The sequence below is a fragment of the Frankia sp. AgB1.9 genome (genome assembly GCF_016786355.1).
Taxonomy (GTDB): Bacteria; Actinomycetota; Actinomycetes; order Frankiales; family Frankiaceae; genus Pseudofrankia.
Genome location: NZ_JADWYX010000047.1, coordinates 1 through 11,544, shown reverse-complemented (window position 1 = coordinate 11,544; position 11,544 = coordinate 1). Strand labels below are relative to the sequence as shown.

Genomic DNA, 11,544 nt, shown 5'->3' with positions numbered 1-11,544 from the left:
CCTGTGTCGACGCGGCGCCGTCGTCGTACGCCGTGTTGTGCCGATATTGGCCGACCAGTCCTGCCGTGTCCGAGAGACCACATAGCGCGCCAGATAGGTCACACCGTGGCACACCCAGAACTTCCAGGTCGGCGAACTGGCCCACCAGTCATGAACGGTTACCGAAACTTTTCCAGACGCACATCAGGCCAGGCCCACCGCCGCGTCGCGTGCCGCTCGCGGCTCCCGATCAACGACGGGTGAAGCGGCGCAGGCGCAGGCTGTTGGAGACGACGAACAGAGAGCTGGCGGCCATCGCGGCGCCGGCGATCATCGGGTTGAGCAGCCCGGCGGCGGCGATCGGCAACGCGGCGACGTTGTAGGCGAACGCCCAGAACAGGTTGCCGCGGATCGTCCGCAGCGTGGCCCGCGAGAGCCTGATCGCGTCGACGGCCCCCCTTGGGTCGCCGCCGACCAGCACCAGGTCACCGGCCTCGATGGCGACGTCGCTGCCGGTCCCCATCGCCAGCCCCAGGTCGGCCTGGGCGAGCGCCGGCGCGTCATTCACCCCGTCGCCGACCATCGCCACGACGAGTCCCTCGGCCTGTAGCGCCCGAACCGCGTCGACCTTGCCCGCCGGCAGCACCCCGGCGACGACGTCGGCTGGGGCGATCCCCACCTGGGCCGCGATCGCCCTCGCGACCGGCTCCGCGTCCCCGGTGACCAGCATGGGCCGCAGGCCGAGGTCACGCAGGCCTGCGACGGCCTCCCGCGCGGTCGGCCGGACCGTGTCGGCGACGGCGATCGCTCCCCGCACCCGCGCCGCGCCCAGCGCGTCGAGCGTCACGGGGTCAGCACCGGCCGGGCCGGCGGCGTCCCCCCAGGCCACCAGCACGACCGTCGCGCCGGCTGCCTCGGTCGCCGCCTGCCAGCCGGCCACGTCGTCGTCAACGGGCACGCCCCGCTCGGCCAGCAGCCGAGCGCGGCCGACGAGCACCAGGCGCCCCGCTACGACGCCATCCGCCCCGAGCCCGGGCAACGCGACGAAACCCGTGACCGGCGGCAGCTCGTCAGTTCCGACGGCCCCGGACGGGTCAGCGGAGCCGGGCAGCAGCGCTGACCCGGACGGGTCAGCGCTGCCGGGCGGGACAGGATGCCGGGACGCCAGGGCGTCTCGGGCGGCGCCGGCGATCGCCCGTGCGATCGGGTGCTCACTCGCGGCCTCGACGGCCCCGGCCAGCCGCAGCACGTCGGCCGGGTTCATGCCCGCCGCCGGATGCACCTCGGTGACCGCCATCCGGCCGACGGTCATCGTGCCGGTCTTGTCGAGGACGACGACCTGGGCCCTGCGGGTCGACTCCAGCACCTCGGGCCCACGGATCAGGATGCCCAGCTGGGCGCCGCGCCCGGTGCCGACCAGCAGCGCCATCGGGGTCGCGAGCCCGAGCGCGCACGGGCACGCGACGATCAGCACGGCGACGGCGGCGGTGAAGGCTGGCGTCGCTCCGGCCCCGGCCAGCAGCCACCCGGCCAGCGTGCCGGCCGCGAGCACGAGGACGACCGGGACGAACACGGCCGACACCCGGTCGGCCAGCCGGGCGATCTCGGCCTTGCCGGACTGCGCGGCGGCGAGCAGCCGGGCCATCTGCGCCAGCTGGGTGTCGGCACCGACCCGGGTGGCCCGGACCACCAGCCGGCCGCCGGCCGCCACGGTCCCGCCGGTGACCGACGCGCCCGGCGCGACGTCGACGGGCACCGACTCGCCGGTGACCAGGCTGGTGTCGACGGCGGCCGCGCCGTCGACGACCACGCCGTCGGTGGCGACCCGCTCGCCGGGCCGCACGACGAACAGGTCCCCGACGGCGAGCGAATCGGCCGCGGCCCGTCGCTCGATGCCGTCCGGGCCGAGCACGGCGACGTCCTTCGCGCCGTGCTCCAGGAGAGCCCGCAGCGCCGCCCCGGCCCGCCGCCGTGAGCGCAGCTCCAGGTAGCGCCCGATCAGCAGGAACACGGTGACGCCCGCCGCCACCTCGAAGTACACCGTGTCCGCCCCGCCCGACCGCGAGGCCAGCAGGTCGAAGCCGTGCCGCATCCCGATCCGGCCGGCCTCGCCGAACACCAGGGCGTAGAGGGACCAGGCGAACGCGGCCAGCGTGCCCAGCGTGATCAGGGTGTCCATCGTGGCCGCGCCGTGCCGCAGGTTGCGCCAGGTCGCCCGGTGGAACGGCAGCCCGCCCCAGCCGACGACCGGAGCGGCCAGCCCCAGCGACACCCACTGCCAGCCGGGGAACTGCGCGGGGGGCACCATCGCGAGCACGATCACCGGCACCGTCAGCGCCACGCTCACCCAGACCCGGGTCCAGGACCGCCGGGTCTCGGCGGCCTCCACCGCCTCGGCCTGCTCGATCGCGTCGACGGTTGGTGCGTCCGGGTCGTCGACGAGCGTCCGGCCCCCGCGACCGGCGCGCGGTGCGACCAGCGGCGCGGCGCTGTAGCCGGCGGCCTCGACCTCCCGGACCAGATCGGCGAGGTCGACGGCCGCTGGCGCCGGGGCCGGGGCCGGGGCCGGGGAGATGACGAGGCTGACCGTGGCGCGTTCGGTCGCGTAGTTCACCGACGCGTCGACGCCAGGCAGCTTGTTGAGCCGGCGTTGCACCCTGGCCGCGCAGGAGGCACAGGTCATCCCGCCGACGAGCAGCTCCACGGTGTCGCCAGGGCCCAGGGGCTCACCGGCGTCGACCGGTCGAAGCCCGGCCGTCCGAGGGTTGCGGACTGTCGCCATCGTCGTCGCCTCCGTCCGATCCGAGCCGGTTTCAGGCGAGCTGGTAACCGGCCTCTTCGACGGCGGCGCGGACGGCGGCACTGTCCAGCGGCGCCTCGCTGCCCACCTCGGCCTGCCCGGAGGCGAGGTCGACGTTCACCGCCGTGACGCCGGGCAGCTGGGAGAGCTCCTCGGTCACGGCCTGGACACAGTGCCCGCAGGTCATTCCGGTCACCGTGTAGGTGCTGACAGTCATAACAATCCCTCCCGGCCGGCGGCGCCACCCCGACTACGCCGCTCCACAGTCCCACGGTACCCCCCGGGGGTACCAGAAATCGCTGAGCGGCCGAAGTCCGGAAACGCCGAGCGGCCAGCGGCGGCTTTCGCCACTGGCCGCGGAACTCGGTGGAGGGGGTCAGTACCTGGTGGAAAGGCGCCTCAGGCGCGGCGCAGCTTCTGCGCTACCTCGGTGGCCCAGTAGGTGAGGATCAGGTCGGCGCCCGCACGGTGAATCGCGGTCAGCGTCTCGCTGATGATCCGGTCCCGGTCGACCCAGCCGTTGGCTGCGGCGGCCTCGACCATCGAGTACTCGCCGGAGACCTGGTAGGCCGCGACCGGCACGTCCACGGAGTCGGCGACGGCCCGCAGGACGTCCAGGTACGCGAGCGCCGGCTTGACCATCACGGCGTCCGCGCCCTCGGCCAGGTCGAGCGCGACCTCGCGCAGCGCCTCGGCGGCCGAGCGGGCCGGGTCCTGCTGGTAGCCGGCCCGGTCGCCGAACTGCGGCGCGCACTCGGCTGCCTCCCGGAACGGGCCGTAGAAGGCCGACGCGTACTTGGCGGAGTAGGCCAGGATCGGCAGGTCCGGGTACCCGGCGCCGTCCAGAGCCGCCCGGATCGCGCCGACCTGGCCGTCCATCATCCCGCTCGGCGCGACCACCTCGACGCCGGCGCGCGCCTGCGCGACCGCGATCGAGGCGTACCGCTCCAGTGTCGCGTCGTTGTCCACATCGCCGGTCTCGGTGAGCAGGCCGCAGTGGCCGTGGTCGGTGTACTCGTCGAGGCAGAGGTCGGCCATGACGACCATCGACCCACCCACCTCGGACACGAGGTCCGCGATGGCGAGCTGCACGATCCCGTCCGGGTCGTCGGCGGCCGAGCCACGGGCGTCCTTCTCAGCCGGCACGCCGAACAGGATGATCCCGCCGACGCCTGCCTCGGCAGCCTCGGCGGCCGCCTTGCGCAGCGAGTCCCTGGTGTGCTGGACGACGCCGGGCATCGAACCGACGGGGACCGGCTCGCTGACGCCCTCCTTGACGAAGGCCGGGAGGATCAGGTCCGCCGGATGCAGCCGCACGTCCGACACCAGCCGGCGCAGCGCCGGCGTGCGGCGCAGCCGGCGCGGCCGGGCCAGCGGGAAGCCGGCGGCCGAACCGCCCGCCGGCCGGCCCCCGATGGTCACCGTCGGCCTCGGCGCGGCTTGGGCAGCCGGGCGGCGAGCGGGCCGACCTTGCCGAGCTCCTCGCGGTGCTCGGCGGCGAAGTCGGCGAGCGCGGTGACCAGCGAGGCGATCGTCGCCTCCGGTGCCTCGACGTCGACCCGCAGGCCCAGCTCCTGCGCGGTCTCCGCGGTCTTCGGGCCGATGCACGCGATGACGGTCGTCTCGTGCGGCTTGCCCGCGATACCGACCAGGTTGCGCACTGTGGAGGACGAGGTGAACACGACCGCGTCGACCCTGCCCCCCTTGAGGGCCTCCCGGATCGGGGCGGGCGGCGGCGCGGCGCGCACGGTCCGGTACGCGGTGACGTCGTCGACCTGCCAGCCGCGCTCCTTCAGGCCCGCCTCGAGGATCTCGGTGGCGATGTCGGCCCGGGGCAGCAGCACCCGGTCGAGCAGGTCGAGCGAGCTGTCGTACTCCGGCCAGTCGGCGAGCAGGCCCTCCGACGACTGCTGGCCCGCAGGCACGAGGTCGGGCCGGATGCCGAAGGACCGCAGCGCCTCCGCCGTCGCCTCGCCGATCGCCGCGACCTTGACGCCGGCGAACGAACGGGCGTCAAGGCTGCGCTCCTCGACCTTCTCCTGCACGGCCTTGACCGCGTTGACCGACGTGAAGGCAACCCACTGGTAGCGACCGGAGACCAGGCCGGTGATGGCCCGCTCCATCGGGGCGGCGGTCCGCGGCGGCTCGACGGCGATCGTCGGCACCTCCAGCGGGCTCGCGCCGTGCGAGCGCAGTAGGTCGGAGAGGATCGCGGCCTGCTCCTTGGTCCGCGGCACCAGCACGGTCCAGCCGAACAGCGCCCGCGTCTCCCACCAGGAGAGCTTCGACCGGGTGGCGACCACCGGGCCGATCGAGAGCACGATCTGGGACGGCGGCTGACTGGAGTTCGCCAGCAGCGGCGCGGCGTCGTTCTCGATCCGGTCGAGGGTCGAGCTGACGGTGCGCTGGTCGGTCGTGGTGCCGTCGACGGTGACCGCGGTCGGGGTGTCGCCCGGCCGGCCGTGCTCGACAAGAGCCGTCGCGACCTTGCCGATCTCGTTCGGCGCCGCGGTGATCACGAGGGTGCCCGGGGTCTGCGCGAGGCCGGCCCAGTCGACGTCCGAGACGCCCGCGACGGTGCCGCCCAGGCCGCCGAACCCGGCACCGAGGCCGAGCCCGCCACCGAGGCCACCGCCCAGCCCGCCGCTGCCGAGGCCGCCGCCGAGACCACTGGAGCCCAGCCCGCCGCCGAGGCCGCCGCCCAGCGAACCGCCGAGCGGCCGGCCGATCAGGCCGCGCGACGTGCCGAACGGCGATGAGCCAAGGCCGACGGCGTCGGGCCCGAACGGCGAGGCCGCCGGCAGCTCGCCGCTGGACGAGAAGACGCCGGTCGTGCTCGCGTAGGTCACCGGAAGGCCGGGGGCGACGCCCGCGTACGTCGAGACGGCCGCGCCGGTGGCGACCCCGGGGATGACCTTGTAGGGGATCTTGGCCTTGGCCAGCGACTGCGCGTCGTTCGCGCCGATCCGGGTGAGCCAGGGGTCGGACGAGTAGAGCCGGACGACCTTGTCACCGGCGCGCGCCCGGCTGACGACGGCGGCCGTCGCGGCCTCCGCGTCCCGGATCGGCTTCGGCGCGTCCAGGTCGCCGATCTTGAGGACCTCGGCGGCCAGCGGTTCGAGCACCGCCGGCGCGACATCCGGGTCCGCGACGACGACGTCGGCGGCTTGCAGGGTCTCGACGGCCAGCACGGTCAGCAGGCCGGGGTCACGGGGCCCGGCGCCCACCAGGGCGACCGGGGATACTGGCTTCTTCGTTCGTCGAGTGGCCATGACGTCAGCGGATTCCCATCAGCGTGTGTGCTCCTGCGGACAGCAGGTCGTCCGCGAGGCGCCTGCCCAGCGCTTCGGGGTCGGCGGCCGGACCTTCCAGCTCACGTCGCAGGACGGTCGTTCCGTCCAGCGACGCGACCACCGCGCGCAGGCGAACCTCACCCCCGCTGGCAGACACCTGCCCACGAGCCGGAAGAACCTGCGCCAGCGCGCCGACCGGAGCGGTGCAACCCGCCTCGATCGCCGCCAGGAAGGCGCGTTCCGCTCTGACCGCCACGGACGACGGTGCATCGTCGAGCACAAACCGTAGCAGCCGCTCAAGCGGAATCTCAACTCCGCTTCCGGGCGCGACGGGGCAGCTCATCCCCGTGACCGCCCCCTGGTCCTCCGGGGTGCCGACCGTCAGCAGGGTCAGCGGAGCGAGCGTCGTGGCCACGCACTCGATCGCGAGCGCGCCCTGGCCCGGAGCCGGAAGCATCACCTCCGGCTCCAGCAGCTCCGTGATCGCGTCCAGCCGGTCCAGGCGGGCGAGCCCGGCCCGGGCCAGCACGACGGCGTCGACCTCGCCGTCGATCGCCTTCTTGATCCGGGTGTCCACGTTGCCGCGGATCGGCACCACGTCCAGGCCGAGTCCGAGCGCTCGCAGCTGGGCCGCCCGACGGGGCGCGCCGGTGCCGATCCGTGCGCCGGGGCCGAGCTCGGCGAGCGTGCGGCCGGTCGGCGAGACGAGCACGTCGCGGACGTCCTCACGCGGTGGGATCGCGGCGAGCGTGATGCCCTCCGGGGGCGCCGTCGGAAGATCCTTGAGCGAATGCACGGCCAGGTCGACCTCGCCGGCCAGCAGCGCCTCTCGCAGGGCGCTGACCCACACCCCGGTGCTCCCGAGCTGGCTGATCTCGGCCCGGTTGCGGTCGCCCTCGGTGACGACGTGGACCAGGTCGACCTCGATGCCGAGCCGGGTGCGCAGCTCGTCGGCCACCATTCCGGACTGCGCGAGCGCGAGCGCGGAGCGCCTGGTCCCCAGCCTCAGCCGGCTCGGGAGCCCGCCGGCCTCGACCGCCGACGCCGGCGCCTGCCGGGCCGCGGTGGAGGGCCGCCGGCCGGCCGGGCCGAGCGGGTACAACGAGGTCGAGGACGAGGAGGTCACGGCTGCTCCAGCAGGTCGGGGGCCGACACGACGGCCGGCACCTCCCTGGGTAGGTCGAAGAGTTCGCGCAGCGCCTCGGCGTAGGAGTCGCCACCAGGCCCGCCGGCGAGCTGCTGGACCCGCACCGTCGGCGCGTGCAGCAGCTTGTCGACGACGCGGCGGACGGTCCCGGTGACCATCTCCCACTCCCGGGCGTCCAGGTCAGGCAGCCGGCCACGCAGCCGGTCGAGTTCGTCCTGCACGATCGCGGCGGCCTGGGCCCGCAGCGCGACGACCGTCGGCGCGACCCGGACGGCCCCGCGCTTGTTGAGGAACCCGGCGACCTCGGAGGCCACCAGCGCGCGCACCGCCTCCAGGTCGTGCGAGACCTGCGCGCCGTCGAGCGCGACCCGCAGCGACTCCAGGTCGACGAGAGTGACTCCGGGCAGCGCGCGCACCGCCGGGTCGATGTCGTGCGGCAGGGCGAGGTCGAGGAAGACCAGCGGCCGGCCGGACCGGCCCACCGAGGCCGCCTCGACCATCTCGTAGGTGACCACCAGGCCGGTGGCTCCGGTCGAGGAGACGACCAGGTCCGCCTGGCCGACCTCGTGCGGCAGGTCGGCGAGGCCCACGACGCGGGCACCATGGTTCTCGGCGATCGCAGCGGCCCGGGCCGGGGTGCGGTTCGCGACCACAAGGTCGACGGCCCCCGCCCGCCGGACGGTCGCCGCCGTCAGGGCACCGACCGAGCCGGCGCCGATGATGAGGACCCGACAGCCCACGAGGGGCTGGCTGGCCGAGTCGGTGAGCTCGGCTTCCGATGTGTCTCCGTCGATCCCGGTCACGTCCGTGGACAGCCGCTCCGGGCGCCGGACGTCGAGGCTGCCGGCGGCGATCTGCAGGCCGACCGAGACGATCGACGCTCCGGCGGCGTCGATGGACGTCTCGCTGTGAGCCCGCTTTCCGACCCGCAGCGCCGTCTGGAACAGAGCGGCGAGGGCACCGCCGGCCGTGCCGGCCTCCTGGGCGCCGCGGAAGGCACCGCGGACCTGGCCGAGGATCTGGCTCTCGCCGACGAGCATCGAGTCCAGGCCGCAGACCACCGAGAACAGGTGCCCTACCGCGCGCGCCTCGTGATGGACGTACAGGTGCGGCGACAGCTCGGACAGCTCGACCCCGCAGACGCGGGACAGCGTGTCGGAGATGTCGGCGAGGCCACCGTGGAACGTGTCGACCTCGGCGTAGATCTCGGTGCGGTTGCAGGTGGACAGCACTATGGCCTCGACCACGTGGTCGGCCTGGACCAGTTCGCCGAGGACCTTCGGGGCATCGTCGCCCGAGACCGCGGCGAGCTCCAGTAACGCGTTCGGCGCGGTCCGGTGGTTCAGCCCGACGGCGAGGAGGCTCACGAGCCCTCACTTCCTGTGGCCAGCCGCATCACGGCCTCCGTTCCGGCCGCCGTTGTAGGCGCCGGCTCCGCGTCCCCGCGCTCCGCCGGGGCGATTCCCAGGGTGCGCCCTTCCGTCGCCAGGGTGCGCAGTTCGGGCCGCGAGCCTGTCGCCCCGTCCGGGGAGAGCGCGCCGATTGCCCCCTCAAGAGGGAGCGTGCCCGGGGCGACCGGCCGGATGCGCGGCTCGGCGGACCGGTCCGGACGTTTGCGGGCCTCGTGGAACGACAGGATCTGCAGCTCGACCGCCAGATCGACCTTACGCACATCGACCCCGTCAGGCACGGACAGCACAACCGGGGCGAAATTGAGGATGCTGGTGACCCCCGAGGCAACCAGTCGGTCGCAGACCTGCTGCGCCGCCGCGGCCGGGGTACAGATCACACCGATCGTCACCTGATAGTCCTCGATCAGTCTTTCCAGCTCGACGACCGGCCGGATCTCCACCCCGCCGACGAGCTCACCGGCACGAGCGGGATCGGCGTCGACGAGCGCGACAATCCGGAACCCACGCGCCGGAAAACCGCCATAGCGCGCGAGCGCGTGCCCGAGATTACCTACTCCGACCAGCATCACGCCCCGGTCCTCGGTCAGCCCCAGGCGCGCCGAGATCCGGTCCAGCAACACGTCGACGTCGTAGCCAACGCCTCGGGTGCCGTAGGAACCGAGGTGCGAGAGGTCCTTTCGAACCTTCGCCGAGGTGACCCCTGCGGCGGCGGCCAGCGTGTCCGACGACACGGTCTCGACGCCGTCATCGGCCAGACCCGTGAGCACCCGCAGATAGAGCGGCAGCCGGGCGACTGTCGCCTCGGGTACCGCCGGACGGGGTCGCTTCTCCCTCGTCGACGGGCGCCGGGACGGGCTCATGAGGCGCGGCTCCTCCAGCGGTCTGGCCGCGGCCGGGCGTGGTTCGCGGCAGCAGTGAGCCTTTCCCGTCTCACCGAGGCCCCAGGTCGTCGAGCCCTGGTCGGAGGCCACGAAGGAAAGGCTCAGTCTGTCGAGGCGGGGAGCGGTGGCCCGGTCGCCGGCTGTCCAGCTGAGGCGACCGACTGACGCACCCGGCCGGCACGCCCGGCCAGCGACCACGCCGATCGCGCGCGGCACCATGCCCGAGCATGGGGTGAGTCTACGACTTCGTGAAAGAGTTCACAAAGTTTCGGATGGTGGTATCGCCGTCAGGACGGGTCAGCGCAGCGACCAGCGGCGACCGGCGAGGGCGTCGCGCAGGCGTGCCTCCTCGACCCGCCAGTAGCCGTGCTCGCGACCGTCGACCAGGACGACGGGCACCCGGTCGCCGTACTCGTCCGCCCGCTCCGGGTCGGCATCCACATCAAGCTCCCGCCAGCCGACGCCGGTCTCGTCCGCGACCCGGGCGACCGCCGTGCGGGCGTCGTCACAAAGGTGACAGCCGACCCTGCTGATCAGAGTGATCCGAGCCTCGCTCACGGCTGCTCCCGTCGACATCGTCAACCGTCACCTCGTTCCGTCGAGTCTGCCCCCGGCTGGGCGAGTCCCGGCGTGGGGCCCGTCTCGGGCCGGCTGCCGTGGGTGCTGGCGGCCACCCTTCGATCAGTCACCCATCATGTCCGATCGATCACCATCAGCCAGCCAACCTGTTCGTCACCTGGACGTCCGGCCGCTGTCACCGCGTGTCCGCCGACCGTACCCATGGGCGGGGAACGAGCTGCGTGTGGTGCGCAGTTCCTGCGACGCGCACCGGCTGGCGGGCCGTAGGCTCGGGTGCGCAGGCCTAAGGAGTACGGGATATGGTCCTTCTTCTCGCCTCCGGAGGCACCAGTGGCAGAGCCACGGGACACGCCAGGGCTTCCCGGCGCGCCGGTCGCGCGCGGCGGGTGGGCCGGCTCCCGGACCGCCGTCCGGATGGCAGGATGGCGGCCGGACCTGGTCACGCACGGTGGTGACGCAGGCCCGCCGCGCGCCACTCAGCGACGCCCGCGACGCGCCGCGGAAGCCGAGCGCCACAAGCCGTGGACAGCCGGGAGATGAGATGTGGTTGCGACCGCACAAGGATGACACGACCGACGTGGACGCCGCGGCCGCCGACGCCGCGGCGACCGCCGCGCTGAAGGTGGCGGCCGAGGCCGTACCGAAGCCACCGCCGGACCCCACGGCGGCCGCGTTCTTCGACGTGGACAACACGATGATGGCCGGCGCGTCGATCTTCTATTTCGCCCGGGGACTCGCGGCGCGCGACTTCTTCGACTCGCGCGACCTGCTGAAGTTCGGCTGGCAGCACGTCAGCTACCGGTTGCGCGGCATGGAGGACCCGAACGGCATGCACAACGCCAAGGAGGCGGCGCTCGCCTTCGTGGCCGGCCGGGAGGTCAGCGAGATCGTCCGCTACGGCGAGGAGATCTACGACGAGCGGATGGCCGAGCAGATCTACTCGGGCACGCTCGCGCTCGCGCAGCAACATCTCGACGCCGGCCACCGGGTCTGGCTGGTCACGGCCACACCGGTCGAGCTGGCCTCGATCATCGCCCGCCGGCTCGGCCTGACCGGCGCCCTCGGCACCGTCTCCGAGGTCGTCGACGGCCGGTACACGGGCCACCTGGTCGGTGACCCGCTGCACGGCCCCGGCAAGGCCGCGGCTGTCCGCGCGCTCGCCGACCGGGAGCACCTCGACCTGACCCGCTGCTGGGCGTACTCGGACTCGATCAACGACCTGCCGATGCTGTCCATGGTCGGCAATCCCGTCGCCGTCAACCCTGACCCGGACCTGAAGTCCGCTGCCAAGGACCGCGACTGGACCATCAAGGACTTCCGCACCGCGCGCAAGGCAGCCAAGGTCGGCATCCCCACCGCGGCCGGTCTCGGCGCCCTCGCCGGTGGCGTCGCCGCCGGCCTGGCCCTCAAGCGCCGCTACGGCGAAGCCTAGGGCGATCGGCCGGAACGGGCG

9 protein-coding genes are annotated in these 11,544 nt (G+C 73.6%); 1 reads left to right on the top strand and 8 read right to left on the bottom strand.

Annotation, left to right across the window (positions count from 1 at the left end):
• Positions 1 to 229: 229 nt before the first annotated feature.
• The 8 genes from I6A60_RS19935 to I6A60_RS19900 all read right to left on the bottom strand — a co-directional run bounded on the left by I6A60_RS19935 (position 230) and on the right by I6A60_RS19900 (position 10,088).
• Positions 230 to 2,761 (bottom strand): cation-translocating P-type ATPase, encoded by a 2,532-nt coding sequence (locus I6A60_RS19935; RefSeq protein WP_203055665.1) that lies wholly within the window; start codon positions 2,759 to 2,761, stop codon positions 230 to 232.
• Positions 2,762 to 2,792: 31 nt separating this feature from the next.
• Positions 2,793 to 2,996, bottom strand: coding sequence for a heavy-metal-associated domain-containing protein (locus I6A60_RS19930; RefSeq protein WP_203015733.1), 204 nt, complete (start codon positions 2,994 to 2,996; stop codon positions 2,793 to 2,795).
• 182 nt (positions 2,997 to 3,178) lie between these two features.
• Positions 3,179 to 4,201 (bottom strand): porphobilinogen synthase, encoded by a 1,023-nt coding sequence (gene hemB, locus I6A60_RS19925; RefSeq protein ID WP_203015735.1) that lies wholly within the window; start codon positions 4,199 to 4,201, stop codon positions 3,179 to 3,181.
• Positions 4,198 to 6,051, bottom strand: coding sequence for a uroporphyrinogen-III synthase (locus tag I6A60_RS19920; RefSeq protein ID WP_203015736.1), 1,854 nt, complete (start codon positions 6,049 to 6,051; stop codon positions 4,198 to 4,200). The genes hemB and I6A60_RS19920 overlap by 4 nt, the downstream gene beginning before the upstream one ends.
• Before the next feature lie 4 nt (positions 6,052 to 6,055).
• Positions 6,056 to 7,198, bottom strand: a complete 1,143-nt coding sequence (hemC, locus tag I6A60_RS19915; protein WP_203015737.1) for a hydroxymethylbilane synthase — start codon at positions 7,196 to 7,198, stop codon at positions 6,056 to 6,058.
• Positions 7,195 to 8,586: a glutamyl-tRNA reductase gene (locus I6A60_RS19910; protein WP_203015738.1), complete on the bottom strand. Its 1,392-nt coding sequence runs from the start codon at positions 8,584 to 8,586 to the stop codon at positions 7,195 to 7,197. Before I6A60_RS19910 ends, hemC begins: the two co-directional genes overlap by 4 nt.
• A complete protein-coding gene (locus I6A60_RS19905) occupies positions 8,583 to 9,491 on the bottom strand; it encodes a redox-sensing transcriptional repressor Rex (RefSeq protein ID WP_203015739.1) in 909 nt (302 codons plus the stop codon). The genes I6A60_RS19910 and I6A60_RS19905 overlap by 4 nt, the downstream gene beginning before the upstream one ends.
• Positions 9,492 to 9,809: 318 nt before the next feature.
• On the bottom strand, positions 9,810 to 10,088 hold the full coding sequence (locus tag I6A60_RS19900; protein ID WP_203015740.1) for a glutaredoxin family protein: 279 nt from the start codon (positions 10,086 to 10,088) through the stop codon (positions 9,810 to 9,812).
• Between the two features lie 544 nt (positions 10,089 to 10,632).
• Here I6A60_RS19900 and I6A60_RS19895 point away from each other — a divergent pair.
• Positions 10,633 to 11,523, top strand: a complete 891-nt coding sequence (locus tag I6A60_RS19895) for an HAD family phosphatase (RefSeq protein WP_203055664.1) — start codon at positions 10,633 to 10,635, stop codon at positions 11,521 to 11,523.
• Positions 11,524 to 11,544: the final 21 nt, after the last annotated feature.

Coding starts and splice junctions, on each gene's coding strand:
- I6A60_RS19935 (WP_203055665.1), bottom strand. CDS start 2,761: ATGGCGACAGTCCGCAACCCTCGGACGGCCGGGCTTCGACCGGTCGAC.
- I6A60_RS19930 (WP_203015733.1), bottom strand. CDS start 2,996: ATGACTGTCAGCACCTACACGGTGACCGGAATGACCTGCGGGCACTGT.
- I6A60_RS19920 (WP_203015736.1), bottom strand. CDS start 6,051: ATGGCCACTCGACGAACGAAGAAGCCAGTATCCCCGGTCGCCCTGGTG.
- I6A60_RS19900 (WP_203015740.1), bottom strand. CDS start 10,088: ATGTCGACGGGAGCAGCCGTGAGCGAGGCTCGGATCACTCTGATCAGC.
- I6A60_RS19895 (WP_203055664.1), top strand. CDS start 10,633: ATGTGGTTGCGACCGCACAAGGATGACACGACCGACGTGGACGCCGCG.
- I6A60_RS19905 (WP_203015739.1), bottom strand. CDS start 9,491: ATGAGCCCGTCCCGGCGCCCGTCGACGAGGGAGAAGCGACCCCGTCCG.